This window comes from Pontibacter sp. BAB1700, from assembly GCF_000277005.1.
In the GTDB taxonomy this organism is placed as follows: Bacteria; Bacteroidota; Bacteroidia; order Cytophagales; family Hymenobacteraceae; genus Pontibacter; species Pontibacter lucknowensis.
This window is the reverse complement of the sequence record NZ_AKIS01000001.1, coordinates 1-25,646: the sequence shown is the minus strand read 5'-3', so window position 1 is coordinate 25,646 and position 25,646 is coordinate 1. Positions and strand designations below refer to the sequence as shown.

The window sequence follows — 25,646 nt, the reverse complement described above, 5'->3', positions numbered from 1 at the left end:
ATCCCAGTTGTTTTCCTTCTCAGGGTTATTGCTGAACGAATCTTCCAGAAAGCGCATGCCTTCCCAGTCAAACATAGCCCGGCGGCCCAGGTGCTTGTTCCAGAGCCCTGCCTCGATCTGAGTGATGGAAGTATAGCGCTGCAGGCTGATGCCGCTGGCAGAAGTTGGCTGAGCAACTGCCGGTGCAAGGGGCTGAGCAGGCGGCGCCATCTTAAAGGCCTTTCGGATATTCTCCTGCGTCTGGTTAGTAGCGGCCAGCGCCAGGTGGAAATGCAGCTGCAGCTTGCGTACCAGTTCTTCAATGTCTTCGTCTGAATTGGTGAGTGAGATGGTAATGCGCACCCCGATGTTCTTGGCCGGTACAGCCGGGAAGGTAGCCAGGTTCACATAAACGCCATCCTGCAACAAGGCCTGTACCAAGTGGTTGCCCATTTCCATGGTGCCGGTGCCGATATAGAAGATCGGGCTCTCGCTTTCGTGTACCAGGGGCAGATCGGTTTGCTTGAGGAGGTGGTTAAAATAGGCGATCTTGCGTTGCAGTCCCTGCTGGTAGGTATAGATCTCGTCGCTCAGGTGGATTTTGGCCGATGCAATGGCGGCTCCCAGCGTGGCAGGCTCTATCTGCACCGAAAAGGTGAGGGGGCCGCCAAAGTTGTTTACTCTGTTATACCATTCTTCATTCGGGAAGAGTGACAGGCCGCCGCAGGCACCAAAGGCCTTGCCCAGATTGGCGGTCAGGATCATTTTGCGGTAGAGACCATCCGGCATTTGGCTCATGGCATAGCCTGTACCATGTTTGCCAGCCCAACTCATGCCGTGCGCATCGTCCACGTACAGGTATAGCTGCTCGTATTTTTCGTCGAGGGCAATCAGGGTCTTTGATAGGGGCGAAGTCGCCGTACATGGAGTACACACTGTCGGCCATGTACCAGATGCGCTCAAACTTGCCGCGCTGCTTTTTAATGCGGTCTTCGAGCATCTCGAGGTTGTTATGGCGCACCATTTCCACAGTCACCCCCTGGCTGAGTAGCTTCTTCACGGCTTCCTGCACACTGGCATGTACCTGGTGGTCAAGTATAACCAGGTCTGACTGGCGTATAATGCTAGGTATAACGGTGAGGTGCGAAAGTGTACAATTTTTAGAGATAACGACCGGTGCGTTGTACAGTTGCTTAATCAGAACCTCGAGTTCGCGGTACAAAGGATTGGAGATGTAGGTGCGCGACATCGGGAACTGCGTGCCGTAACGCTCGATGGCATCGATGGCACCGCGCTTTACCTGCGGGTGGTGCTCCAGCCCCAGGTAGCCACAGGTGCCAAAGTGCAGCACCTGCTTGCCATGCAATGTTAAGTGCTGACCACTAAGGTTTTGGTCTTCAGCATGCAGGTGAATGATCCCCTTTTTTTTAGAAACAGAAAGTACGGAATCAACCGTATCAATGATGTTATTATGTCGTATCTTTGCCATGTGTTTTGCTATGTTCGCAGTCTCGATAAAGCAGAACATGCGAACGATAGATCCAATTCAAATTTGAATGGCAAATTTCGAAAAAGAATACGAAAAGAGTCCAATTAAAACGGATTGCCTCGAACTTTATTTGAGAGAGGGAATCTTGTATTGTATTTATAACGAGGTAAGAGAGCTTGATGTGGAAAAAGCCCGTATCTGCGTGCAGGACCGATTAAACTACATTGGCGAGCAGGTATACCCGAGTCTGTTCGACATTACGCAGGTAAAGCACTCTACCAAAGAAGCACGGGACTATCTGGCCGACGAAGGTAATAAAGGGGTTGCTGCCAGTGCAATTCTGGTGACTTCGCCCATGGTGAAGATGGCTGCCAACATTTACATTCACGTGAACAGGCCCAAGAATCCCACCCGCATGTTTACGAGCAAAGAGGAAGCCGTGCAATGGCTTTCGCAGTATAGAGCATAAACAAAAAGCCCTCCTGTCAGGAGGGCTTTTTGCTGGTTAAGGGTTTTAGGTTTTAGTTCATGCCGTTGCTGTCTCCCTGCTTGGCGTCATCGTTTTTGATGCTCTTCTTGCGCCTAGGCGGACGCTGCTGCTCCATCTTACCGAAGTTGTAGTTGAAGCTCACACGCACCCCACGGTTGAAGTTGTTGATGCGGATCTGCTGGGTGTAGGCTCTTGGGTTGGTAGGTGATTCCTCCACACGCACATCGTTACGCATGCGCATGCTCTCTCTGAACGGGTTGTCCAGGCCCAGGCTGATACCACCTCTCTTGTCGAAAAGGTCTTTCTTGATCGCGATGGTGTGGTACGAGAAGGCAGCAAACTCACCCAACAGCTGGATGCGGCGGGAGTTGAAACCACCGTTGAACTGTGCTGATATACCTTTTCCGAAGGTATAAGATGAGTTGGCGTTGATGTTGTACATCCAGCCACTGTTGCTGGCATACTTGCCGTTGAGGTCTACATAATAGATGTTGGAGCTACCGCCGATGGTCCAGTTGTTGGTCGGCTTGGTATTTCCGAACAAGCTCACCCCATAGGTTTTGTTTTTGGCGATGTTGTCGAATGTAAGAGTCGTCACGTCCACAGGCAGGCCGTTGGTGTCTGTCTCCCTTTCGATGTTAGCCACCGTTTCGATCGCATTGTCCGTCTGGCGCATGTAACCGGTCACACTGAGGGATGTCGTCTTGAAGAAGGTGCTGTAGCCCAGTTCAAACAGGTCCGTCAGTTCGGCATCGAGGTTCGGGTTACCCTGCACACGGGTGTTGGAAGTCTGCTCCTGCACATATGGGTTCAGGTAGAACAGGGAAGGACGCTGTATACGCTGCGTGAAGTTGGCGCGGAAGGTATGCTTCTGATTCAGGTTGTAGGACAGGGCCACGCTCGGTATAAAGTTATCATAGTTCAGCGCGTAGTCGTTGTCTCCCTGCAGGTCGGCGTTGATATCGGTATACTCGTAACGGCCACCCATTTTCACGTTCAGCTTTTTCTTCAGCATAAAGCCGTAGGTCATATAAGTAGCGTACACATCCTGCTCATAGAAGAAGGCATCAGTGCGGCGGGTTTCGTCCCCAGAGCTCAGGATGTCGCGGTACAGGGCGTCACTTTCCACATCACGGAAAATAGACTTGGCACCCAACTCCAGCATCGTTTTGTTGGCAAACGGATGGGTATAGTCCGCCTGGAAAGTCAGCTCTTTGTTAGCACCTTCGTTCAGGTTGCGCTTCAGCAGGTAAGGGTTCTCGCTTTCGTTCAGGTAGTCCTGGCGAATGTCGTTGTCAGTATTGGTAACCGAGTAAAGCGACAGGAGCGCAAGTTCCTGGCCGGGCTTCTTGAACGTGCGGGTATAGTCCAGGTTATAGTCTGTGCCGATGCGCTCGTTGCGGTTGCGGATCTCGTTGCGGAAGTCCTGGATCAGGGTATTGCCTTCGCGGCTGCTCACTTCCTGGTCGTTCTCCATTTTGAAAGTACCGCCGTTGCTGCGGATGCTGCCCGAGATGTTGTTCTTCGGATTGAGGTCGTAGTCAAAACCGATCAGCGCGTTCATGAACGAGCCATTGATGCGTGTCTTGCCAGACTGGAAACTGGTGGTATTGCCGGCGAGGATGGTGTTGCTCATGTTGCCGTGGTTATAGAACATGTTGCCACCAAAGGTGCCGTTAATGCCCAGTTTGCCACGACGGATGTTGAGGCTGGCATTGGCATTGCTGTTTCGCGTGCCCGCTGTGGCAGCTACCGAACCGGTCACACCTTGCAGTCCACCGTCTTTTTTGGTGATAATGTTGATGATACCAGCTGTACCTTCGGCGTCATACTTCGCAGAAGGGCTGGTGATCACTTCCACAGACTTGATCTGGTCGGCCGGGATTTGCTTAAGAGCATCTGCCACGCTACCCGCCATAATAGCAGACGGCTTATTGTTGATGAGTACACGCACGTTAGAGCTACCGCGCAACTGTACGTTGCCGTCTGTATCCAGCGAAAGGCAGGTACCTTTTGCAGCACATCCGCCGCATTGCCACCCGAATTGGTGATATCCTTTTCGGCGTTGTATACCGTGCGGTCGATCTTCTCTTCTACCAGCGGCTTCTCGCCTGTGATCACGACTTCGCTCAGCTTTTTGGCATCAGAGGCAATGGCCACGGCACCCACATTCACGCTGGCATTGTCAGAGCTCACTGTCACATCCTCAACCAGCTTCTGCTGATAGCCCAGGAAGCTCACCTGCAGTCTGTACTTGCCTACGCCTACCTTGCTGATCGTAAAGCGGCCCTTGTCGTCAGCCATAGCCCCGTCAATCGGTTTGCCTGTCGCCAGGTTGATCAGCGCAACAGTAGCAAACTCCACAGGCTTTTTAGTGTCAGCGTCCTGCACGGTACCTGTGATGGTCGCGTTGCCGCGCGGCACGGCCATACCTGAGGCGGCCTGCTGTTGTGGGGCAGCCTGCGGTGCCTGTGCCAGAGCCGGCACTGTGCTCAGTCCCAGCAGGGCGAGCAGCAGGCTCTTTTTCATAGTTTTTTCGAGTTGGTGTATACGTTCTCTTTTCATATTTCCGGTCTTCTGTAAATTCTTGCTGTTGTAAAGAAAAACCGGGTTTTTGACTCCTGAAAACGGAATATACCAAGGCGTCGCATTTCTATATGAATAGCCTAATATAGCCTATAAGCCATTCGTCGGTAAATAGGGGAGGTTCGTGGAGGGAAAGGTGGTTTGCTAAGGTATAGTGGGATGGTATGGTAACTTGGCCTGGCCGGGCGGGCCCTACTTTTTTTCTTGATAAAAAAATCGAGGGCCCCTACCCCCACTCGCTGAACGCTCTCGAAAGAGGGACCCTTCACCCCCAATAGAGGAGTGCCAAAAAGTGAACCTGGCTCAGTGATCTGTTTCATAGCCGCCGTGCAAGTATGTCGTGCTATACCCGCCAGTGGTATGTGTGCTACGAAGCCTATACCTGTTGAATAACAGTGGCAGAAAATCCCCTCTTGGGAGGGGCAGGGGTGGGTATAAGCAGCAGGAACAGCTAAAGACAGAAATTACGCAGCTATACTTGAAAATAAGCAGCTTCTAGAGAAGTCCCCCTTGGGGGTAGGGGCCCTCGACAAAGAAGGGGGCAGGGGGATGACAATCGTTCCCAAGTTTCCCTCCCCTGTCTTGGGGAGGGGCCCTCTTTAAAAGGGGAGAGCTGACCTACAAGGGGCAACAAACCCCTAACTACACAATCTCAAAAGAATGTGTGATCGTGGCTGTTTTATATAGAATGGCGGCGACAGAGCAGTATTTCTCCAGCGAAAGCTCAATGGCACGGCGTACTTTGTCCTCGTCCAACTGACCACCGATCTTGAAGTGGACGTGAATGGTGCTGAAGAGATTAAATTCCTCTACCTTCTGGCGCTCTGCTTTTACATTGATATCAAAGCTTTCGATGGGCTGGCGCTGCTTTTTGAGGATGCTGATAATATCGATGGCACTGCAGCCGCCCAGGCCCATCAGCATGAGCTCCATAGGGCGGGCGCCCTCGTTGTGGCCCCCAATTTCGGGGTTGGCATCTATGTTAATGGCGACATTGGCGGCGCCTCTGGCTTCGAAGTGATAGTCCTGGTCTACGCGGGTGAGGTTGATCTCCATGGTATATTTCTCGTTTTCTGAAGTTCGAAGGTATAAATTTATACCCTTTGCACCAAGTCCGGCTCAGGCTGCCAGGCGCGTCACATACTTCACCAGCGATCGTTTGGCTATGGGAAGCAGGGCGCTGTCGAGCGGGCAGGGAACCTTGGCGACCACCACAAACGTGGCAGGATTGGGCAGCTCCTGGTTTTCTTTGACTAGCTGTACCTTCAGGTTTTCGTGCGTCTGGGCAAGCCCGCGGCGCACGGTGCGGACTAGCTGTGTGTTGATACCCCGGTACTTCTCATAGGTGTTCTCAAAAACGGTGATGCGGTATACGTACACCTGCGTTTCCTTGCCCGGAAAGCGTCCAGGAATAGGTAGCCCTCGTTGAAATACATCGGCGTAATACCCACAGGATTGATTTCGAGGTGACGCTCTATAAAGTCATACAGCTCCCTGCCTTGGTACACGGCCTCCTGAAAAAGCGGCGCGGCATACTGGATCACCTCTTCGATCTGGGCCATGGTTTCGTCATCTTCTACGATCTTTTCATATACCAGCTCCAGCTTCTCAAAATCGGCACGGGTGATCTGCTGTGGAAAGGCTTCGTATACCAGCTTCTTGTGCTCGCGCACCTGTTGCAGGTTACGGTAGTGCATGATCAGGTCAGAAAAGACAGGGTAGAGGCGCTGTTGCCCGAACTCGGACCGGACTGCCTGCAGGTAGGCCAGCAGGCGGTATTTTTTATATTCAAAGTCAAGCAATCCTTCTGTCAGCCAATTGATGGGTAAGTTTTGCATAACGGTAAACCTTGGGTGATTATGCATAAAAACGAACGGTGCCGGGGCGATGTTGCTTCGCAGGACACTTTGTCAGCGTAAACCTTAATGGCAGGCGACCGTTTAATTTCAGCACCGGGATGCTCTGAACAAAGCCTCCCGTTTTACACCATACTTATAAGACAGAACATGAATTATACAGAGAATTTCGAAGGAATCAAGATTGACGTACAGGCTGTAGACATATCAATTACAGACGACGTGCAGCAGCATATTCGCAACACTATCTCTAAACTGAAGCGCCATGCCAAAAAGATAGACTCTGTGGACGTGTACTTCAAGGAAGAGGCGAACCACGCGACCGATGCCAAGAAACTGAGCATGCGAGTAGGTATACCCGGCACCGACGCGTTTGCCGAAGACAATGGCGACAACTGGTATGAGTTGCTGAAGAACGTAGAAGATAAACTTAAGCGCCAGCTCGAGAAAAGATAAGCCGGAAGGCACAGCAAAGCAAACCCGCTGCGTGGCCAGGTATAGCTCCTGCCCAGCAGCGGGTTTGCTTTGCTGTGCAGACAGGTATAGAGAGATAAAACAGAACATATGGCCACAGCAGATTATACAAATAAAGTAGTACTGGTCACCGGTGGAGCGCAAGGTATAGGCCTGGGTATAGCGCAGGCTTTTGCCCAGGCGGGGGCTCACGTCGTGCTAACCGATGCGGACGAGGAAGCAGGAAAGGAAGCCTTGCAGCGACTGCAGGCCCGGCAGCTGACTGCCAGCTTTATACCCTGCGACGTGAGCGCCGAGCAGGAGGTGGTTTCCCTGATGCAAAAAGTGGAAGTGGAGCACGGTCAGCTGGATGTGCTGGTAAACAACGCAGGTATAGCCGATCCTTTTATAGGTGATCTGGACCAGATGCTGATGTCGGAATTTGACCGGGTGTTGGCGGTGAACCTGCGCGGGCCAGTGCTTTGCGCCAAGTATGGGGTGCCGCTGCTGCACAAGTCAGCGCATCCTGCCATCCTGAATATCACGAGCACACGCGCTTTCATGTCAGAACCCGATACCTTCGCCTACTCGGCTTCCAAGGGTGGACTGGAGGCGCTCACTCATTCCTTGGCCGTTAGTCTGGCGCCTGACCGCATCCGGGTAAATGCCATCGCACCCGGCTGGATCGAAACCGGGCCCTGGCAAAAAGAGAAGAATCGCTACGAGCCGCAGCATACCCGCCAGGACAAGGAGCAGCACCCGGTAGGCCGTATAGGAGAGCCGCAGGATATCGCTGAGGCAGCGCTTTTTCTGTGCTCCGACAAAGCCGGCTTTATCACAGGGCAGCATTTGGTGATAGACGGCGGCATGACCATAAAGATGATTTATGCCTGAACCTATCTGCCGGCATTGGGGTAAAACCTAAGGGAAGTGTAAAAATTGCCTATGACCAATAGTCCTTACAACCCTGTACTGCTATATGTGACCGACCCGATGTGCGCCTGGTGCTACGGTTTCACGCACGTGATCCGCCGTTTGCGCGCCTTATGGCATGGTCGGTTGACTGTAGAAGTTGTGGCCGGAGGGCTCCACCCGTTTGCCCGAGAGCCTATTTCGCGTGAGCAGCGGGAGCGACTGGCGGTGAACTGGCACCGGGTGCAGGAGCGTACCAGTCTGCCGTTTAACTACAACCTGTTTCTGCGGGAAGACTTTGTGTACGACACAGAGCCCGCCTGCCGCGCCTTGCACGTGGTGCGTCGCCTCAGGCCTGCGCTCACGCTTGAGATACTGCGGGCCATGCACTCTGCTTTCTATGCCGATGGCCTGAACCTGGCTGATCCGCAGGTGCTCGCCCATGCGGTCCGCCCTTTTGGCATCCAGGAAAACCTGTTCTATACCTTGTTTGAGGCTGAGGAGATCATTGACGCGACCGAGAAGGAGTTTGAGTTTGTCGAAATGCTAGGGGTTACGAACCTGCCCAGTGTATACATGGAAGGAGGTATGGGGCCGGAACTGCTCACCAGCGGCTTCTGCCAGCTCGACGAATTGGAAGAAAGGTTATTACAGCATCTGGAAATGGCCTGACCCTATACCTGAGGTATAAGTATTTGTGAAAGACAGGTTTATCTACCGAAACTACGTAGTGCCTTGCAACCGAATAAGAAGGACCTTGTATAAGCGATGACAGATTTTTTGCTCCAATATTAAAAGATATGTATATTTAGCTGTAAATTAACGGCTCAGGCCACACAGGCCGATACATACCCTGTATGAGAAGCAAGATATCCACTAACCAGGTCGATGAATACATCGACAAACTTACACCTGAGAAACAGCTATTAGCGCAAGCAGTACGCCGCATCATCAGCCAGACGGCTGCTCACCTGGAAGAGTGTGTGCGCTGGGAAAATCCCTGCTATTTCTTTTACGGCCCCGTATGCTACTTCGCCTCTTCGCGTAGCGGACTTCATTTCGGCTTTTCCGCGGAAAAGAACTTGATGACCCCAACAAGCGCCTGGTAAGCCGCAACGGGCAGCTGCCGCACATCAAGCTGCGTACGCTCGAGGATATTGACGAAGAATATTTCAGCGACCTGGTGCGCCAGGCGGTGCAGCTTAACCAGAATTAGGCAGGTCAGGGGTACAGTACTCCTGGCTGCATTCCTGCCCCGGCATTTCCAGTTCTACCGTTACATGGTCTATGTGCGCGTCCTGCATGGTATCGCGTATACGCTGCTTCACACCGTGCGCCTCTTCTAAGTTCAGGTTTTGATTTACGACGGCGTGCATGGTCAGTACATGACTCATGCCGTCCAGCGTCCAGAGATGCAGGTCATGCACGGAGCGCACTTCAGGGAGAAGTTGCAGTCGTCGGCGCACTTCCTGCAAACTGATGTTGGCGGGAGTGCCCTGCAGCAGGATTTGAAGGCCCTTGCGCAGATTGCGCACCACATTGTAGAGTATGAAGCAAGTGATGAGCAATGAAAGCAGCGGGTCGATGATGGGCCAGTCAAAGAAATAGAGAAGAATACCACCTACGAGCACGGCCACCCAGCCCAATACATCCTCCATCAGGTGGAGCATGGCCACCCGCTCGTTCAGCGATTCCCCCTTGTTTAGGCGCAAGGCAGCCGCTCCGTTCACCAGCACGCCCAGTATGGCAAATCCGATCATACCAGGTGCATGTACGGGCTCCGGGTTAAAGAGGCGCGGGATCGAAACCCAAAGCACGATACCTGAGCCAATTAATAAAACGATCGAATTGATAACAGCGCCCAGGAGCGAAAAGCGTTTATACCCGTAAGAGTACTGCTGATCGCTGCCTTTGCGGGAGAGACGGTCAAAGTACCAGGCAAGGCCCAGCGAGAGCGAATCGCCTAAATCATGCAGGCATCCGAAAGAATGGCCATGCTGTTGATCCAGAGTCCGCCAAATACCTCGATCACAGTGAAGCCCAGGTTCAGGAAGAAAGCAACCTTGATGTTGTCACCTCCGTGGTGATGGTGATGGCCGTGGCCTCCGTGATGGTGATGATCGTGTGCCATAAACTGTTTGTCTTCATCTAAAATATACAGATATTGGCGCAACTGCAAGCTGCCGGACGGCTCAGTAGCGTTTTTTCGTATCTTGTCCGGGTAAACACGTAAACGGTGACTGGAATATGAGAATACTGCTGGTAGAAGACGAACCCAAAGTAGCTTCCTTTATCAAAAAGGGTCTGGAAGAACAGTCGTATGAAGTGGAGCAGGCCTACGACGGTAATTTTGGTCTGAAGATGGCCATGCAAAACGAGTATGATCTCATTATACTGGACATTATATTGCCGCACATGAACGGGCTGGAAGTGTGCCAGGCTATCCGGAAGAAAAAGTCGCAGGTCCCGATCCTGATGCTCACAGCGCTTGGTTCCACCGACGATAAGATCACAGGGCTGGATGCCGGAGCGGATGACTACCTCCCCAAGCCTTTTGAGTTTAAAGAATTGTTGGCCCGCCTGCGTGCCCTTACCCGTCGGTCAGGTGATAACGGGGGAGGGGAGAAGCTCTCCATAGCAGACCTTGAAATGGATATGGGCAGCAAAACAGTGACCCGCGGCGGAAAACCCATCAACCTGACAGCCCGGGAATTTGCCCTGCTGCACTACCTGCTGCGCAACCGGGGGCGTGTCGTTTCGCGGGTCGATATCACCGAGAACGTATGGGAAACCTCTTTTGACACAGGCAGCAACGTGATTGATGTATACATTAACTTCCTTCGCAAAAAGATAGACAAAGGCTTTCCTGGTAAACTGATCCATACCCTGGTGGGCATGGGCTATGTGCTCAAGGAGGACGACGCATGACCATCCGCAATAAACTGACCCTGCAGTTTGCAGGTATATTCGCCCTGATCCTGGTCCTGTTCTCGCTGGTGATCTATTACTTCACCTCCCTCTACCGGCAGGACGACTTTTACAAGCGCATCGAAGGCCGGGCCTATGACACGGCCGCCCACATACTGGAGGCCGACGAGGTGAGCGAAAGGGCACGCCGCAGCAATCAGATCCGGTACTACCGGGTGCTTCCTTATGAAATGGTGAGCATTTACCGGCAGGACGGCAGCCTGTTTTTCTCAGACGGAGATGGGGAACTGGAAGTGGCGCCTGAGGTGCTGGAGCGAGTGAAGGAGGAGCGCATGGTGCAGTACGCACAGGACGAACGCCAGGTCGTGGGCATCCTCTACGAAGATAATGAGGGTGATTTTATCGTGCTCTCCTCTTCCGTGGATGCCTATAGTCTGCGCAAGCTGCAGCACCTTAAGGTCATCCTGATCGTGGGCTTTCTGGGCTCGATGGTCGTGATCCTGCTGGCGGGCTGGGCCTTTGCCCGTGAAGCACTGCGTCCTATTACCAAAGTGGTAAGCGAGGTAGAAAAGATCAGCGCCTCCGACCTGCACCTGCGCCTGAGCGATGCGGACGGCAAAGACGAGCTGTCGCACCTGGCCCAGACCTTTAATAAGATGCTGGACCGGCTGGAGATGGCTTTTGAAATGCAGAGTACCTTTGTGTCGAACGCCTCCCATGAACTGCGTACGCCGCTGACAGCCATGATCGGTGAGTTAGAGGTGGCGCTGATGAAACCCCGCGAGAAAGAAGAGTACCAGCGGGTGCTGGCCTCCACTCTCGAAGATGCCCGGCTCTTGGCTGAACTGTCGAACGGACTGCTGCAGATAGCGCAGGCAAGCGTGGATACCTCTAAAATCAAGCTGTCCCAGTTGCGTTTCGACGAGTTGCTGTGGATGGCACATGAGCAGGCGCTAAAGCGGCATCCGGGGGCGCTGTTCAACATAGATTTTGACAACCTACCTGATGATGAGGACCGCCTGATCGTAAAGGGCAATGATGCGCTGCTGCTGATTGCCATTGTCAATGTATTGGAAAATGCCGCCAAGTTCTCACCGAAGGGAGAGTACAGCACCGTGCGGCTTTCCGCTGACCGGCGGGAGGTTGTGTTGCAGGTTGCAGACAAGGGAGTAGGTATAGCACCGCACGACCTGAGGCATGTATTTGTGCCATTTTTCAGGGCAAACAATGTGCGCAATATTACGGGTCATGGCATTGGTCTGCCCTTGACAGAAAGCATCATAAAACTCCACAAAGGCTCCATTTCGATAGATTCCCGTGTAAACGAAGGGACAGTCGTGACCTTGCGTTTACCGCAGGCAATCGGATTTATTTCGGCCAAAAACGCATTTTAATTTCATTTTAATGCCGTTTTAATACTGGCTTAATACCTCCCCCGTACTTTTGTAAACATAAGGTGAGTATTCTGACTTACGTTCCTGCAGCTGGCCTGTTGGTCAGCGCAGGGATGTGAGTTGGGACTTTTAGTTTACATGCTTGCCTAATTTTTTACTCTCCACCTTATTATGAAAAACACCTCTTCCAAATCAGATTATTTTGCCAGTCTGGGTAAAGACATTCCCGCTGGCCTCGTCGTTTTCCTTGTTGCCCTACCACTTTGTTTAGGTATATCGCTTGCTTCCGGAGCCCCACTTTTAGCTGGTATTATTACCGGTGTAGTAGGAGGTCTGGTGGTATCCTTGCTTAGTGGTTCGCAGTTAAGTGTGAGTGGTCCGGCAGCTGGTCTGACAGTGATCGTGCTTAACGGTATCGAAACCCTGCAGTCGTATGAAGCCTTTTTGCTGGCAGTTGTATTGGCGGGTGTGTTGCAGGTTGCGCTTGGTTTCCTGAAAGCCGGTGTCATTGGTCTTTATTTTCCCTCCTCTGTCATCAAAGGTATGCTGGCCGCTATTGGCCTGATCCTTATTCTGAAGCAAATTCCGCATTTTATGGGTGCCGATGATGACTTCTTCGGTGAAATGAACTTCTTACAGCCGGATGGGCGCAATACTTTCTCTGAAATACTTCATGCCTTCACTGCCATACAGCTGGGTGCGCTGATCATTGGTATTATCTCGCTGGCGATCCTGATCTTGTGGGAGCAGCCATTCATGAAGCGCATCAAGCTCTTTAAACTGGTGCCGGGTGCCCTGATCGTGGTGATTGGCTCTGTCGGTATCAACTATTTGTTCCTCAACTATTCCCCTGAGCTGGCGGTAGCAGGTACACACCTGGTGAACCTGCCAAACATTTCGAGCATGGGCGAATTACAGAACGAGCTTCGCTTGCCTGCATTTGATCAATTGACGAACCCTTCACTCTATGTGGTTGCGTTTACAATTGCGATTATTGCCAGTCTGGAGACTTTGCTGAGTGTGGAGGCCGTTGATAAGCTTGATCCGCACAAGCGCCGCACTCCAAACAACCGCGAACTGAAGGCACAGGGTGTCGGTAATATCATAGCAGGTATGCTGGGCGGTATCCCGATGACTGCCGTAATTGTGCGAAGCTCTGCCAATGTCGCTGCAGGTGGCAAGACCAAGATGTCAGCCTTTATACATGGTATATTCCTGCTGCTGTCTGTCCTGTTCCTGGCTGGCTTCCTGAACCAGGTACCGCTTTCAGCATTGGCCGCCGTGCTTTTGATGGTGGGTTATAAACTGACGAAGCCAACCCTGTTCAAAGGGCAGCTTAAATTAGGGCATGAACAGTTCATTCCGTTTGTGGTAACGATCGTGGCCATCCTGTTTACTGACCTGCTGGTAGGTATCCTGATCGGTCTGGCTGTGGGGGTATTCTTCATCCTGAAAGCCAATTACAAGTCACCTTACTTCTTCCACAAAGAAGAGCACCGCGACAAAGAAACAATTCGCATCAAACTGAGCGAGCACGTGTCCTTCCTGAATAAAGCAAGCATTGTGCTGACGCTGGAGAAACTGCCGGATAACAGCCATGTGATCATCGATGGTGCAAATTCTGAGTATATTGACTACGATGTGCTGGAGGCCATACACGAGTTCAAGAAAACAGCGCACGAACGTGGTATATTTGTGGAAGTGTTTAATGTAGAAGAAGTACAGGTGCTGGATATGCACTAGGAATAAATAAAACTATGGAAAAAATATTTGAGAATAATAAAAAGTGGGTAGAGCGTAAGCTCAACGAAGACCCGGATTACTTTAACAAACTGGCTAAGGGACAGACGCCACGTTACCTGTACATAGGCTGTTCAGATAGCCGTATTCCTATAAATGAAGTAACCGGCACAGGCCCGGGCGAGATTTTCGTGCACCGCAACATCGCCAACATGGTGGTACATACCGATATGAACCTGCTCTCGGTGCTACAGTATGCGGTGGAGGTGCTTAAAGTAAAGGACATCATTGTGTGTGGCCACTACGGTTGCGGAGGTGTGGCGGCGGCTGCCAGCAACAAACAGTTTGGACTGATCGATAACTGGCTGCGCAACATCAAGGATGTGATACGCCTGCACGAGCCGGAGCTTCTGAGCATCAAGGATGAGGAACAGCGCCATCGTCGCCTGGTGGAGTTGAACATTATTGAGCAGGTGCTTAATCTGTCCAAAACGTCTATTATCCAGAATGCCATGCAGACTGACAATCCTCCGAAGTTGTACGGTCTGGTATACGATTTGAGCGAGGGGCTTCTGAGAGACCTGAACGTGCTTGAGCAAAGCGACTACATGAAACGTTATGAGCACATCTACAGCCTGGAGCAAGATGCTTAATCGTATTAAAAAACCACTACTACCTAGATTTTTCTATTAACTACATTGAACAAAACCCTTGCATTTGCGAGGGTTTTGTTTTTTAGGGACGATCAGAAAGCAAAATATCCTGTCTTTTGTCATCCTGAAAGGATCTTGGTGAAGAGGAATCCTGCCCCAGCAAATAATACCGCCTTTATCTCAGGTGGAAGGGACCACTACTGTTCGAAACCTGCTGAATAAGCGTTTCTGCACGAACGAGGCTGGTTTTGTAGTAAGAAAAGTGTCCCCTAGAGAGGACCATAAGGGTGTAGATGACCCGGCCTATACCATGTAGGTGGTATATCGTGGGAAACTGGCCAACTGGATACCCCTGTTGAGCTTCGCTCGCAAGTTTCGAACTCCCGTTCTCACTTGTCCACAAAGAGACAGTCCTGCTTTGCTCTCGTCTACCCAAAATAAAAAGCCCTCCTGATAGGAGGGCTTTGGGATATATGGTAAGGTTACTGCTAGCGTCCGCCGAGCAGGTAGCTTAGCATCAGGCTGAAGCCGGCATTGCGACGCTCACGATTTGCAAAGGCACCCTCGTCATCTATCTTTTTCAAACCGCCGGTGTAGCGTATTTCCAGGCCAATGCCATTGGTAGAACGGTAGCCCACTGAACCAACATAAGCAAAGTCAATGGTGTAAGGGTTGTCTGAAATGTTGTGCTTGGTGGTGACAATCTTATCGCCGTTGCTGGAGTGCGCCTCGTGCACATGACTGGCATTGTAGATAAAGGATACCTGCGGACCAAGATCAAAAAATACTCCACTGGCAGATACGTGAAAGAGCAAAGGGATGTCGATGTAATTCAGCTTAAATACCTCAGCTGTCTGAAGATTGCTACCTGAGTAGATTTCGCGGCGAGCTCCCTTGGAGGTATAAAGTGCCTCCAGTTGCAGACCCATCATGTTGTTGATGTGCTTTTGCAGAAATATACCGCCTGTATACCCAACCCGATACTTGTAATTGTCGGTGTCAGCACCGGTAAATGTTGTGTAGGTTGCACCGCCTTTAAAGCCAAGTTGTTGGGCGAAGCCAGTGCCTGACATAAGCGCAAAGCAGCACAGAATCAGTAAGAGTCTTTTCATAGGAAATACCTGTTTAAATGGGTTGGTTTAATCAGGGTGAAATTACTGAGAAGGGGAAAACAGGTCAATGGAGGATATATATAAATTGTACTATTTTTCTCATGCAAAAAGCCCGGCCAGTATTGGCCGGGCTTTTCTAAACTTGGTATGGTTTATATCAGGTCATCGACTAATAAGCCGTTTGCCTTCATATTACCATTCGTAATCTCTGCGAGAGGATGAACCATAAGAGTACGGAGGTCCACTGTAGGTGTTACCGTAGCTGGTATGTGTTCTTTGGCGGCTGTTGTAGTCGCTGTCGTGATCTCTGTCACGCATTTCATCCATTCTTCTTCTGCGCTCTGCTTCTTCGTCACCGAACCATGACTTTACTTCGTCACCGGCACGGTCAAAGAAACCTCTGTCGTGGTCTCTGTCACGATCCCAGTCGCTGGAGCCGCGGTTGCTGCTGTAGCCTGAAGAACCATAGCTGCTGCCGCTGCCATAGCCAGAACCATAGCTCGACGAGCCATAATTGCCTGAACCATAGTTGGAAGAGCCGGAACCGTAGTTGCCAGAACCGTAGTTGGATGAACCCGAGCCGTAATTAGACGAGCCCGAGCCATAGTTAGAAGAGCCGGAACCGTAGTTGCCGCTGCTATAACCACTGCCATAGTTTGATGAACCCGAGCCGTAGTTAGAACCACCATAGTTCGAGGAACCACTGTAGCCGCGGTTTGATGAACGGTAGCTGTCGCTGCCACGATCACGCATATCATCCATTCTTCTTCTACGCTCAGCGTCGTCATCGCCGAACCAGGATCTTACTTCGTCGCTACCGCGGTCCCATGCATCACGGTCGCCTGAGCGGTTAGATGAATCCCAGTCGCTGCTGCCGTAACGGCGGTTTGAGCCCGAACCGTAGTTAGAGGAACCCGAGCCGTAGTTAGAGCTGCCAGCGGAGCGGCCATAAGATGAAGTGCCGCCATATCCTGATGAGGAGTAGCTGTCGCGGCCGCTACCGAAACCACCCATGCGGGAAGAATCGCTGCTTCTGCCTGATGACTCGCTACCATAGGAGCCTCTTATGCGGCTGGTCGGATCGTAATCTCCTGAATAATAATTTCTGCCTGAGCCTCTGCTCTCAGACCTATAGTTGTCATTGTATGGGTTGCTACCCAAATTTTCATAGCTTCTCATAGCTTTACTTTAATTTTTAGGTTTGAAAAAAGAACAAATTTAAGGTGTGTCCAAATAGGCACGCCGGTATTTTTTACGGGTATAGTGCGCATAAGTTATTGATGGAAAAGCCTGATATGAGTGCAGTCAAAAGCTATGGGCATAACATAGCATATGGGTAATATGTGTAGAGTGACAAATTGTATTTAATTATTAATAAACTAAGGCTATGTATATATATGAAATTGAATTATTAAGGGTGGTCTAAATTTTATTTGCTGAGCTTAGTTTGTTTACAAGATTTGAAATCAGTTTGTTGTGCCGGTTTTGGGGTTGTGTAACTAATCGTAATACGGGTTATTAAATTGAATATTTTTTATTTTATGATTTTTGTAAATTATATTGATTTAGTAAATTGCGGGCCTTTTAGATTATTTTCTCTATTTATCTATCTTATGAAGTTTACAAAATTGCTGGCCTCAGCGGTGATGGTTGTCTCTTTGACGGCCTGTGAAGATGTGTTTGAGGATGGGAGCCTGCAGCCAGATGGTTCAAAGCCCGCTTTAACGATCCGAAATCCAACTAACAACCAAAAGTTATCAAAGTCGTCAGGACTTCGTGTAAAGCTGACAGCCTCCGACAAAGACAAAGTAAAGGAGTTGCAGGTACGTGTGCGTGCGGTCGGTGGTGATGCAGACCACATCAACTTTACTACCTTACCCGATAAGAAGATACTCGAATTCGATACACTGCTGAACGCAAGTGATCTGCCACAGGGCGACTATACCTTGTGGATTCAGGCCACAGACTTCCGTACGAATGTCTCAACTGGCGAAGTGCTGTTTTCAGTGAAGTAAACCGTACACCTGCTGGCTATACCTATAGATCTTGTGCTGGTTAGTTCAGCAGGTAAACGACCTGCCAGTTGTCGTTGATGGTAAGCGCAGCGTCAAAGCTGTTGCCGGTCTTGGCAGAGGTGAAGCCTTTGATCTTGCCAGTTTTGCCTTTAGTGAGTAAAGTGCCGATCTGTTTATCAGTAAGCTGCTTGCCACCCATCTCGAAAGGTACTACAAACTGGCAGCCCTCCCGGAAGCGACTGCAACCATAGGCCGTCTTGCCTTTGAGCATGCTGCCCTGCTGACACCGTGGGCATGTAGCGAAAGGGTCTGCCTCGGGTGTTTTCTCCGCTTTCTCCAATACCAGCTGCTTGTTACCATCCAGCCTGAGAGTGGCATCGAAGCTGTTCCCTTGCTCGTCTTTAAATCCTTTGATCACTGGCGTCTTGCCTTTGCTGAGCAAGGCTGTGATCTGTTTGTCGGTGAGGGACTTCCCCTGTTGCTCAATCGGGATCAGGAAACGACAGCCTTCCTTAAAGCGGATGCAGCCGTAAGCCTTGGAGCCTTTCAGGATGTGACCCTCGCCGCAGGCCGGGCATGCGCCAAGGCCTTTGCCAGGTATTGCCTCTGTGGCGGCTTTCGGTTTTTTGGCAGTTCCTCCTTTAGCGGGGGCAGGCTCCGGCTGCGCCTCCATGGTTACGGTGGCTTTATCGTACTTCACCTCCTGCACCAGACTCACCACAAACTCCTGCAACTCCTGCAGAAATGCCTCCGCTTTAAAAGAGCCTCCTTCGATCTGGCGCAGCTTACGCTCCCACTGCCCGGTCATCTCGGCCGACTTCAGGGTCTGGTTACGAATCACGCCGATCAGGTCGATGCCCATCTGGGTGGGTATGATCTTCTTTTTGTCTTTGCGGATATACTGACGCTTGAACAACGTTTCGATAATGGCTGCGCGGGTGGAAGGACGCCCAATGCCGTTTTCTTTCAGTGCTTCTTTCAGTTCTTCATCGTCTATCTGCCGGCCAGCTGTTTCCATGGCACGAAGCAGGGTCGCTTCAGTATACTCCTTTGGCGGGTTCGTCCATTTCTTGTCAAGCAGCGGCGCATGCGGACCGTGCTCACCTTTTTCGAAGTTGGGTAGTATGCCGGCTGTTTCCTCTTCCTCTTTATTCCCATCCTTGCCCGTGCTGCTATCCGACTTTATATCATCAGCACCATAAAGCACGCGCCAGCCTGGCTCCAGGATCTGCTTGCCGCGCACCCGGAAGGTATAGCCTGCCGACTCCGCCATGACTGTCGTGTTGCTCACGATACAGTCGGGGTAGAAGGCAGCCAGGAAGCGACGCGTGATGATGTCGTATACATCCGCCTCACGACCATACAAACTGGCTTGTGCACCGGTCGGTATAATGGCGTGGTGGTCGGTTACTTTATTGTTGTTGAAGACCTTCTTGCTCTTCCGGATCTTGCTTTGAAGCAGCGGCGCGACTTCCTGTTGGTAGCCACTTAGACCCTGCAGGATGCCCGGAATCTTAGGGTAAATGTCATCCGGCAAGAACACGGTATCTACACGCGGGTAGGACACCACTTTCTTCTCGTAGAGGCTCTGAATGGTTTTGAGCGTTTCGTCGGCCGACATGCTCAGCTTGTTACTGCACTCGATCTGCAGCGAGGTCAGGTCAAACAGCTTAGGCGGACTCTCGGTACCTTTCTTGGTTTCGATATCCGTGATGGTGAGCTCATCTTTTTGGATGGCTTCCAATATCTGCTGACCTTCTTCCTCTTTGTGGAAGCGGCCGTTGGTGCTCGAAAAAGTTGTTTCACGGTATACCGTCTTGAGCTCCCAGAAGGGTTGGGGTACGAAATTGGCGATCTCGTGATGACGGTTCACGATCATGGCGAGGGTAGGGGTCTGCACCCGTCCGATAGAGAGCGTCTGCCGTCCCTGCGCATACTTGAGCGTGAAGAGTCGGGTGGCGTTCAGGCCAAGTAGCCAGTCTCCGATGGCGCGACTTTTGCCGGCCTGGTAGAGCGAGTCGAATTCGGAGCCTTCACGCAAGCGGGCAAAACCCTGGCGGATGGCATCCTCGGTAAGCGATGAGATCCAGAGACGCTTGAAAGGTTTACGATAGTTAGCCTCGGTGAGCACCCAGCGCTGTATCACTTCCCCTTCCTGTCCGGCGTCACCGCAGTTGATCACCTCCTCGGCATTGTCGAGCAGCTTTTTGATGATGTTGAACTGCTGCACCACACCCTTGTCCTGCATCAATTTGATGCCATACCTTTCGGGAAGCATAGGCAGATCATAGAGGCTCCAGCGCTTCCACTCGGGGCGGTAATCGTCGGGCTCGCGCAGCGTGCAAAAGTGGCCGAACGTCCAGGTGACCTGGTAGCCGTTGCCTTCGTAATAGCCATCCTTACGGGTTTTGGCTCCAATTACCTGGGCAATCTCACGTGCAACACTCGGTTTCTCAGCAATGCAAACTTTCAAGGTATAGGGTAATTTTAGGGTGACTCTAACATTCAAATTTACGCTTTTAGGCTCTAAATCCCTAAACTTGCTTTGCCGTAAACTAAGGCATTATACCATTAAGCGTCAGAAAATGCAGCCAATCGGAAAATACATTATCATTATCGGGGTCGTGATCGTGGTGATCGGGCTTATCGTCTGGTTGGCCGGGGATAAACTGGGGTGGTTTGGCAACTTGCCCGGTGATATTCGGGTGGAGCGGGAGAATTTCAAATTTTACATGCCCATTACGAGTATGATCCTGGTGAGTATTCTACTCTCTTTGCTGCTCTGGATCTTCAGAAGGCTCTTTTAAGGTATAGCCTTTCAGGGATGGCATGCCTTTTATACCTTTGCTGCATCTGCTATACCTGAAACCCTTATGTTTTTTGTCCTTTCGAAGCTGCTGCAGTATTTCCTGATGCCCATTATCTGGATTGCCATACTGCTGCTGCTGGCCATCTTCCTGAAATCTGCCAAGTGGCGACGCATTACGTTGGTGACAGCTACGGTGCTGCTGCTGGTTTTCTCGAACCCATTTCTAGCGAACGTCACCATGCGGGCCTGGGAGCTGGAAGCGGTGCCGCTGGTGCAAGTGGAAAATTATGACGTGGCCATCATTCTGACGGGTGTGACCCAGGCCATTGGCTTTGCTGATGACCGGGTGCATACGAACAAAGGGGCAGACCGCTTTCTGCATCCGCTCAAGCTCTACCGCATGGGCAAGGTCGATAAGTTTCTGATCACGGGAGGTATCGGCACCGTTGCCTTAGACCGCAGGCCGGAAGCGGAGATGCTGCAGGAAATCCTATTGCTGGCAGGTGTGCCGCAAGAGGACATCATCATCGAGACTCGCAGCGACAATACCTACCAGAATGCCATCTTCACCGGAGATATGCTGCAGAAGCACCCGGAGCTGCAGCGCCGCCTGCTCGTGACATCCGCCTTTCACATGCGCCGCTCCAAAGCCTGCTTCGACAAAGCAGGTATAGCCACCGATGTTTTCCCGACCGATTTCTATACCTCCGAAATCCGCTATACCCCTGATGAGCTGCTTATACCTAATCCCGACGCCTTCCGCCTCTGGCACCGCATCATCCACGAAGTGACGGGCTTTGTGATATATAAGCTGGTGGGGTATGCGTGATTTTTGATTGAGTGAATGAGTGATTGAGTGAATTGCTGAATGATTAAATTGTTGAATTGTTTGGTGCACGATTGTGCAACTGTACGCTTCGCGCCTTAACTCTTTTAAATAAATTAACAGTGACTTTGTGCTGTCATCTCGAATGGAATGAGAGATCTGGATTATTTCAGATTTCTCCCTAAGGTCGAAATGACAAAAATGTACTTAAGCTTGCGACAATGAATCGCATGTCGAAAATCACCTAAATATCACTCTCTGCAAACTTCGATTCCCACAATTAACCATTCAACAATTCACTCAATCACTCATTCACTAAATCACCCAATCCAAATACTCTTCTGGTTGGTAAACTCCCGAATGCCGATGTAGGAGAGCTCGCGGCCGTAGCCTGATTTTTTAATGCCGCCGAAAGGCATTTCGGGGGTTGAAGCGACCATGGCGTTGACGAACATGGCACCGGTCTCGACCTGTCGCGCTACACGCAAGCCACGTTCCTGATCACTGGTAAATACAGTACCGGCCAGGCCGTACTTATGGTCGTTTGCTATTTTGATAGCTTCTGCTTCGTCTTTCACCACAAACGCGATGGCTACCGGGCCAAACAATTCGTCTTCGTAGGCAGGAGAGCCGGGCTTCGGATCCTGGATGATCATCGGCTTGAAGTAGGCGGAGCCTTTTTCGTGGCCACCTTCCAGCACGACTTTGGCGCCTTTCCGGATAGATTCCTGTACCTGCTGCTCCAGTTCCTCGGCCAGGTCTTGGCGGGCCATCGGACCATAATCACAGTCTTCGGTGAGCGGATCGCCGGTACGGAGGGTCTGCATTTTCTCCTTCATCCTCTTCAGGAAAGCATCGGCTATACCTTCCACTACAATGAAGCGCTTGGCTGCAATGCAGCTCTGGCCCGTATTGACCATGCGCGATTTTACGGCAGTAGTGGCGGCGGCTTCGAGGTCAGCATCTTCGAGGATGATAAACGGATCACTGCCGCCCAGTTCGAGTACCGTTTTCTTGATCTCGCTGCCCGCTTTTTCGGCTACTTTAGAGCCAGCGCCTTCACTGCCGGTCAGGGTCACGGCCTTTACAATGGTATTTTCGATGATCGCATCTACTGCCTTTGAGCCAATGAGCAGGGTATGGAAGACATCCTTCGGAAAACCTGCCTTATGGATGATCTCTTCAATGGCCAAGGCACACTGCGGCACGTTGGAGGCATGTTTGAGTACGCCTGCGTTGCCCGCCATCAGGCAGGGGCCAGGAAACGGAAAACCTGCCAGAATGGGAAATTCCAAGGCATCACGGCCAACACCACCCCCAGCGGTTGGTAAGCGATCAGGCTACGGCTGGCACCGGACTCGACCTCCTCGTCTTTCAGGAATTCAGCAGCGTGTTCGGCATAGTAACGGCACACCTTGGCGCATTTCTGTACTTCGGATATGGCATCCTTCAGTGGTTTGCCCATTTCCAGTGTGATAATGCGCCCGTACTTTTCAGCTTCCTCTTCCAAAATGTCAGCACAGCGGTTCATCAGGCGGGCTCTTTCCTCAAAACCGGTGTTTTTCCATTGCTGAAAAGCCTCATCGGCTGCTTTCAGTTTCTGCTGCACCTGATCGGAAGTATGCTCCTCAAATGTTTTGATTACTTCGTTGGTTGCAGGATTTATTGTTTGTATCGCCATTTGTTTCAGATTCTAGGTAAGATGTGCTGTAAATATACGGTTGCGGACTATTTATGCTGCCGGAGACAATAAACTGATAAAAAAAGGGTTAAATATTGTGTTGTTAAAGTTCTATTTGCGGGATTTTGCGGATATTGTTACTTCTTTCGCAAATATTCCCTTTTTTATAGATTGTTTCTTACTAAATTGCCTTCCACTAGAGTTTAGAATGGATTTTACTCCAGAAATAAAAACTCTTTATTTTAAATTATTCTTTTGAATACGCTCCAACACGATACCGTCATTTTGCTGTTTGCCCAGATGCCTGAGCAGCAGATCCGCTTTAAAACGTTCACTGAGGAGCATGGCCCTGAACTGAACAAGCAAGCGGCCGACCTGCTGTTGCAGCATACCTTGTTTGTGGCCAAGGGTTCCGGTATCCCGCTGGTGGTGATCTACCCGGAGCGGCAGGAGGGAAGCAATTTCGGGGAGCGCCTGGCCAATGCCTTTCAGGAAGTTTACTCCATGGGCTACCAGCGTGTGATCTGCATCGGAGCCGACTGCGTGGACCTGACCCCGGCTGACCTGCTGCTGGCCCAGGATGCGCTTAGTAAAGGCCGCATGGTCGTGGGACCCGGTACAAATGGCGGTGCTTACCTGGTAGGCCTGCACATCGACTGCTTTGACCCCGAGGCACTGGCCATGCTCAACTGGCAAACCGACGAACTGCTGAACGAACTCGTGCTCTATGGCTACCGCATGCAGGCCAGCATGGGCAGCTTGACGGTGCTCGACGAAAAGACCGAAGCAGGAAGCGGAGCCGACCTTTCCCGCCAATTGAACATCCTCCCCGTATACCATCATCTGCACAGGCAACTCAGCGCTATTCTGAGCTAACCAAACAGGAGTCTTAGTTTCTTGTTACCTTTAAGGTAAATAAGACTTTATTTTTCTATGGATAATACGTATTACAATCCGGCGGACCTGAAGAAATTCGGGAACATTAGTGAGTTGCAGCCAGAGATGGGCCGCAAGTTTTTCGATTATTACGGTGAGGTATTCAAAGAAGGCGCCCTGACCGAGCGCGAAAAAGCCCTGATCGCCCTGGCCGTGTCACACGCCGTGCAGTGCCCTTATTGCATTGATGCCTACACCTCTGACTGTCTGGAGAAAGGTGCTGACGAAAACCAGATGATGGAAGCTGTGCACGTGGCCGCCGCCATAAAAGGGGGGCGCTGCGCTGGTGCATGGCGTGCAGATGATGAACAAGATCAAGGACCTGACCATGTAGCCCATGCCTATACCTGTTAAATCGCTGAAGGCGCAGCAGCACCAGTTTGCCAACCCGGCTTTTCAACTGGAGGTGCTGCAGCATGCGGGAACGGAAGAAGGCGATTTTCCACTTTTCGGAGCCAAGTTGCGCGAGCACGAGCTATACCCTTTGCGACCTGCCGGCACCAGCATTTTGCAGGTGAACGTGGGCAAGATGTGCAACCAGACCTGCCGCCACTGCCACGTCGACGCCGGCCCGGATCGCAAGGAGATCATGACCCGCGCAACGATGCAGCTCTGCCTCGATGCACTGGCCAGATCCCCTCAACTCACTACCGTGGACCTGACAGGCGGGGCGCCGGAAATGAACCCTGATTTCCGCTGGTTTGTGGAGCGACTGTCGGCGATGGGGCGGCAAGTCATTGTGCGCTGCAACCTCACCATCATCCTGGCAATCCCAAGTACTACGACCTGCCGGAGTTTTTCAAGAAACACCGGGTGCAGGTGGTATCCTCTTTACCATATTTCTCGGCTTCCAGAACCGATGCCCAGCGCGGCGATGGCGTGTTTGAGAAATCCATTAAGGCGCTTCAGATGCTCAACAAGGTGGGCTACGGGCAGGAGGGGAGTAGCCTGGAGCTGAACCTGGTCTACAATCCGTCGGGTGCTTTCCTGCCCGCAGGTCAGAAATCGCTGGAGGCTGAGTTTAAACGGCGATTAAAGAGTGGCTACGACATAGAATTCAACAACCTGTTTTGCATCACCAACCTGCCGGTCAGCCGCTACCTCGACTACCTGATAGAGAGCGGAAACTACAGCAGCTATATGGAGAAGCTGGTGACGGCCTTCAACCCTGTGGCGGCGGCAAATGTGATGTGCCGCAACACCATTTCAGTTGGCTGGGACGGTGCGCTGTACGACTGCGACTTTAACCAGATGCTCGAGCTCAAGGTACAGCCCGGCACGCCGCAGCACATCCGCGACTTTGACCTGAAGCAGCTCGACGAGCGGCAGATCGTGCTGAACCAGCATTGCTATGGCTGCACGGCCGGGGCCGGTTCCAGCTGCGGCGGCTCCACCACCTGATCTGCTTATGCGCTATATCTGGCATCATCGGCTATACCTGATTTTATCTCTTTGCCTGCTGCTGTCAGCCTGCAATCAGCCTTCCGATGCAGCTTACAACCTGATGCTCCGGCAGCTCTACAGCCATAGCGTCGATACCATTTCGGCTGCACAAGTACAGAAACAGTTGAGGCAAGGTATAGCGCCACTACTACTCGATACCCGCAGCAAAAAGGAATACCAGGTGAGTCACCTGCCCGGGGCCCGGTATGTAGGGTACGAAGACTTTGACCTTTCTGACCTGGAAGACGTACCCCCAAATACACCCCTCGTGCTATACTGCTCGGTCGGCTACCGCAGCGAAAAAGTAGGGGAGCAGCTGCAGGCAGCAGGGTATACCCAGGTGC

25 protein-coding genes and 3 pseudogenes are annotated in these 25,646 nt (G+C 51.5%); 16 read left to right on the top strand and 12 right to left on the bottom strand.

The annotated features are described in order from the left end of the window. Window positions 1-676: 676 nt before the first annotated feature. On the bottom strand, window positions 677-1,468 hold the full coding sequence (locus tag O71_RS26905; RefSeq protein ID WP_369750831.1) for a hypothetical protein: 792 nt from the start codon (window positions 1,466-1,468) through the stop codon (window positions 677-679). A gap of 181 nt (window positions 1,469-1,649) precedes the next feature. On the opposite strand from O71_RS26905, the gene O71_RS00125 reads away from it, so the two are divergent. Further along, window positions 1,650-1,937, top strand: a complete 288-nt coding sequence (locus O71_RS00125) for an STAS/SEC14 domain-containing protein (protein WP_051017647.1) — start codon at window positions 1,650-1,652, stop codon at window positions 1,935-1,937. Window positions 1,938-1,989: 52 nt separating this feature from the next. Here the strand turns inward: O71_RS00125 and O71_RS00120 are convergent, their stop codons facing one another. The 5 genes from O71_RS00120 to O71_RS00110 form a co-directional block, all read right to left on the bottom strand. After that, window positions 1,990-3,912, bottom strand: a complete 1,923-nt coding sequence (locus O71_RS00120; RefSeq protein WP_155800380.1) for an outer membrane beta-barrel family protein — start codon at window positions 3,910-3,912, stop codon at window positions 1,990-1,992. Further along, the gene (locus O71_RS22930; protein ID WP_007651998.1) at window positions 3,810-4,487 is read right to left on the bottom strand and encodes a carboxypeptidase-like regulatory domain-containing protein; all 678 of its coding nucleotides are present in this window, start codon (window positions 4,485-4,487) and stop codon (window positions 3,810-3,812) included. The genes O71_RS00120 and O71_RS22930 overlap by 103 nt, the downstream gene beginning before the upstream one ends. 699 nt (window positions 4,488-5,186) lie before the next feature. Continuing rightward, entirely contained in the window at window positions 5,187-5,600 is a 414-nt protein-coding gene (locus O71_RS00115; RefSeq protein ID WP_007651996.1) for an OsmC family protein, read from the bottom strand. A gap of 63 nt (window positions 5,601-5,663) precedes the next feature. Continuing rightward, window positions 5,664-5,846 carry a hypothetical protein gene (locus tag O71_RS22925; RefSeq protein ID WP_051017646.1) on the bottom strand — a complete coding sequence of 61 codons (183 nt, stop codon included), beginning with the start codon at window positions 5,844-5,846 and terminating at the stop codon, window positions 5,664-5,666. Window positions 5,847-5,854: 8 nt separating this feature from the next. Further along, window positions 5,855-6,382 carry a hypothetical protein gene (locus tag O71_RS00110; protein ID WP_051017645.1) on the bottom strand — a complete coding sequence of 176 codons (528 nt, stop codon included), beginning with the start codon at window positions 6,380-6,382 and terminating at the stop codon, window positions 5,855-5,857. A 168-nt stretch (window positions 6,383-6,550) separates the two neighbouring features. Between O71_RS00110 and hpf the strand changes: the two genes are divergently transcribed. From hpf to O71_RS00090, 4 genes are all read left to right on the top strand, one after another. Then, window positions 6,551-6,856 (top strand): ribosome hibernation-promoting factor, HPF/YfiA family, encoded by a 306-nt coding sequence (gene hpf, locus O71_RS00105; RefSeq protein ID WP_007651995.1) that lies wholly within the window; start codon window positions 6,551-6,553, stop codon window positions 6,854-6,856. Between the two features lie 108 nt (window positions 6,857-6,964). Continuing rightward, complete coding sequence (locus O71_RS00100; protein ID WP_007651993.1) at window positions 6,965-7,747, top strand: SDR family NAD(P)-dependent oxidoreductase; 783 nt, start codon at window positions 6,965-6,967, stop codon at window positions 7,745-7,747. A 51-nt stretch (window positions 7,748-7,798) separates the two neighbouring features. Continuing rightward, window positions 7,799-8,437 carry a DsbA family protein gene (locus tag O71_RS00095; protein ID WP_007651991.1) on the top strand — a complete coding sequence of 213 codons (639 nt, stop codon included), beginning with the start codon at window positions 7,799-7,801 and terminating at the stop codon, window positions 8,435-8,437. A gap of 185 nt (window positions 8,438-8,622) precedes the next feature. Beyond that, window positions 8,623-8,874 (top strand): hypothetical protein, encoded by a 252-nt coding sequence (locus O71_RS00090; protein ID WP_007651989.1) that lies wholly within the window; start codon window positions 8,623-8,625, stop codon window positions 8,872-8,874. 93 nt (window positions 8,875-8,967) lie between these two features. On the opposite strand, the gene O71_RS00085 is transcribed toward O71_RS00090, so the two are convergent. Next, window positions 8,968-9,714: a cation diffusion facilitator family transporter gene (locus tag O71_RS00085; RefSeq protein WP_369750832.1), complete on the bottom strand. Its 747-nt coding sequence runs from the start codon at window positions 9,712-9,714 to the stop codon at window positions 8,968-8,970. 14 nt (window positions 9,715-9,728) lie between these two features. Further along, window positions 9,729-9,896, bottom strand: coding sequence for a hypothetical protein (locus O71_RS26900; protein ID WP_369750830.1), 168 nt, complete (start codon window positions 9,894-9,896; stop codon window positions 9,729-9,731). A gap of 116 nt (window positions 9,897-10,012) precedes the next feature. Here O71_RS26900 and O71_RS00080 point away from each other — a divergent pair, with 116 nt between their 5' ends. The 4 genes from O71_RS00080 (at window position 10,013) to O71_RS00065 (ending at window position 14,480) form a co-directional block, all read left to right on the top strand. Further along, window positions 10,013-10,693, top strand: a complete 681-nt coding sequence (locus O71_RS00080) for a response regulator transcription factor (protein WP_007651979.1) — start codon at window positions 10,013-10,015, stop codon at window positions 10,691-10,693. Next, window positions 10,690-12,087 (top strand): ATP-binding protein, encoded by a 1,398-nt coding sequence (locus tag O71_RS00075; protein ID WP_007651977.1) that lies wholly within the window; start codon window positions 10,690-10,692, stop codon window positions 12,085-12,087. The genes O71_RS00080 and O71_RS00075 overlap by 4 nt, the downstream gene beginning before the upstream one ends. Window positions 12,088-12,258: 171 nt before the next feature. Continuing rightward, on the top strand, window positions 12,259-13,830 hold the full coding sequence (locus tag O71_RS00070) for a SulP family inorganic anion transporter (protein ID WP_007651976.1): 1,572 nt from the start codon (window positions 12,259-12,261) through the stop codon (window positions 13,828-13,830). Window positions 13,831-13,844: 14 nt separating this feature from the next. Next, the gene (locus tag O71_RS00065; protein ID WP_007651974.1) at window positions 13,845-14,480 is read left to right on the top strand and encodes a carbonic anhydrase; all 636 of its coding nucleotides are present in this window, start codon (window positions 13,845-13,847) and stop codon (window positions 14,478-14,480) included. Between the two features lie 488 nt (window positions 14,481-14,968). Here O71_RS00065 and O71_RS00060 read toward each other — a convergent pair whose 3' ends face one another. Continuing rightward, window positions 14,969-15,592, bottom strand: a complete 624-nt coding sequence (locus tag O71_RS00060) for a porin family protein (protein ID WP_007651971.1) — start codon at window positions 15,590-15,592, stop codon at window positions 14,969-14,971. 192 nt (window positions 15,593-15,784) lie between these two features. Next, a complete protein-coding gene (locus O71_RS00055) occupies window positions 15,785-16,771 on the bottom strand; it encodes an SWFGD domain-containing protein (protein WP_007651970.1) in 987 nt (328 codons plus the stop codon). Window positions 16,772-17,205: 434 nt separating this feature from the next. On the opposite strand from O71_RS00055, the gene O71_RS00050 reads away from it, so the two are divergent. Continuing rightward, window positions 17,206-17,607: a hypothetical protein gene (locus O71_RS00050; protein ID WP_007651966.1), complete on the top strand. Its 402-nt coding sequence runs from the start codon at window positions 17,206-17,208 to the stop codon at window positions 17,605-17,607. 40 nt (window positions 17,608-17,647) lie between these two features. Here O71_RS00050 and O71_RS00045 read toward each other — a convergent pair whose 3' ends face one another. Continuing rightward, window positions 17,648-20,080, bottom strand: coding sequence for a type IA DNA topoisomerase (locus tag O71_RS00045; RefSeq protein ID WP_007651964.1), 2,433 nt, complete (start codon window positions 20,078-20,080; stop codon window positions 17,648-17,650). Between the two features lie 112 nt (window positions 20,081-20,192). Here O71_RS00045 and O71_RS00040 point away from each other — a divergent pair, with 112 nt between their 5' ends. Together O71_RS00040 and O71_RS00035 are read left to right on the top strand one after the other, a co-directional pair. Continuing rightward, window positions 20,193-20,414 carry a DUF2905 domain-containing protein gene (locus O71_RS00040; protein WP_007651962.1) on the top strand — a complete coding sequence of 74 codons (222 nt, stop codon included), beginning with the start codon at window positions 20,193-20,195 and terminating at the stop codon, window positions 20,412-20,414. 66 nt (window positions 20,415-20,480) lie between these two features. Further along, on the top strand, window positions 20,481-21,245 hold the full coding sequence (locus O71_RS00035; protein ID WP_007651960.1) for a YdcF family protein: 765 nt from the start codon (window positions 20,481-20,483) through the stop codon (window positions 21,243-21,245). Window positions 21,246-21,562: 317 nt separating this feature from the next. Here the strand turns inward: O71_RS00035 and O71_RS00030 are convergent. Continuing rightward, window positions 21,563-22,923 (bottom strand): annotated as a pseudogene (locus O71_RS00030) (NAD-dependent succinate-semialdehyde dehydrogenase). Window positions 22,924-23,178: 255 nt separating this feature from the next. On the opposite strand from O71_RS00030, the gene O71_RS21165 reads away from it, so the two are divergent. The 4 genes and pseudogenes from O71_RS21165 to O71_RS24835 form a co-directional block, all read left to right on the top strand. Beyond that, a complete protein-coding gene (locus O71_RS21165) occupies window positions 23,179-23,799 on the top strand; it encodes a DUF2064 domain-containing protein (RefSeq protein WP_007651954.1) in 621 nt (206 codons plus the stop codon). Window positions 23,800-23,856: 57 nt separating this feature from the next. Beyond that, a pseudogene (locus O71_RS00015) lies at window positions 23,857-24,193 on the top strand (arsenosugar biosynthesis-associated peroxidase-like protein). 3 nt (window positions 24,194-24,196) lie between these two features. Beyond that, window positions 24,197-25,260 (top strand): annotated as a pseudogene (arsS, locus tag O71_RS00010) (arsenosugar biosynthesis radical SAM (seleno)protein ArsS). After that, a partial coding sequence (locus O71_RS24835) for a rhodanese-like domain-containing protein (protein WP_237717628.1) occupies window positions 25,211-25,646 on the top strand: 436 nt, incomplete at its 3' end. The pseudogene arsS and the gene O71_RS24835, both read left to right, overlap by 50 nt.

Excerpts from the sequence above, each read along its gene's own strand:
- O71_RS26905 (WP_369750831.1), bottom strand. The coding sequence starts at position 1,468 with ATGGCAAAGATACGACATAATAACATCATTGATACGGTTGATTCCGTA.
- O71_RS22930 (WP_007651998.1), bottom strand. The coding sequence starts at position 4,487 with ATGAAAAAGAGCCTGCTGCTCGCCCTGCTGGGACTGAGCACAGTGCCG.
- O71_RS00115 (WP_007651996.1), bottom strand. The coding sequence starts at position 5,600 with ATGGAGATCAACCTCACCCGCGTAGACCAGGACTATCACTTCGAAGCC.
- O71_RS00110 (WP_051017645.1), bottom strand. The coding sequence starts at position 6,382 with ATGCAAAACTTACCCATCAATTGGCTGACAGAAGGATTGCTTGACTTT.
- hpf (WP_007651995.1), top strand. The coding sequence starts at position 6,551 with ATGAATTATACAGAGAATTTCGAAGGAATCAAGATTGACGTACAGGCT.
- O71_RS00100 (WP_007651993.1), top strand. The coding sequence starts at position 6,965 with ATGGCCACAGCAGATTATACAAATAAAGTAGTACTGGTCACCGGTGGA.
- O71_RS00095 (WP_007651991.1), top strand. The coding sequence starts at position 7,799 with ATGACCAATAGTCCTTACAACCCTGTACTGCTATATGTGACCGACCCG.
- O71_RS00090 (WP_007651989.1), top strand. The coding sequence starts at position 8,623 with ATGAGAAGCAAGATATCCACTAACCAGGTCGATGAATACATCGACAAA.
- O71_RS26900 (WP_369750830.1), bottom strand. The coding sequence starts at position 9,896 with ATGGCACACGATCATCACCATCACGGAGGCCACGGCCATCACCATCAC.
- O71_RS00080 (WP_007651979.1), top strand. The coding sequence starts at position 10,013 with ATGAGAATACTGCTGGTAGAAGACGAACCCAAAGTAGCTTCCTTTATC.
- O71_RS00075 (WP_007651977.1), top strand. The coding sequence starts at position 10,690 with ATGACCATCCGCAATAAACTGACCCTGCAGTTTGCAGGTATATTCGCC.
- O71_RS00070 (WP_007651976.1), top strand. The coding sequence starts at position 12,259 with ATGAAAAACACCTCTTCCAAATCAGATTATTTTGCCAGTCTGGGTAAA.
- O71_RS00065 (WP_007651974.1), top strand. The coding sequence starts at position 13,845 with ATGGAAAAAATATTTGAGAATAATAAAAAGTGGGTAGAGCGTAAGCTC.
- O71_RS00060 (WP_007651971.1), bottom strand. The coding sequence starts at position 15,592 with ATGAAAAGACTCTTACTGATTCTGTGCTGCTTTGCGCTTATGTCAGGC.
- O71_RS00055 (WP_007651970.1), bottom strand. The coding sequence starts at position 16,771 with ATGAGAAGCTATGAAAATTTGGGTAGCAACCCATACAATGACAACTAT.
- O71_RS00050 (WP_007651966.1), top strand. The coding sequence starts at position 17,206 with ATGAAGTTTACAAAATTGCTGGCCTCAGCGGTGATGGTTGTCTCTTTG.
- O71_RS00040 (WP_007651962.1), top strand. The coding sequence starts at position 20,193 with ATGCAGCCAATCGGAAAATACATTATCATTATCGGGGTCGTGATCGTG.
- O71_RS00035 (WP_007651960.1), top strand. The coding sequence starts at position 20,481 with ATGTTTTTTGTCCTTTCGAAGCTGCTGCAGTATTTCCTGATGCCCATT.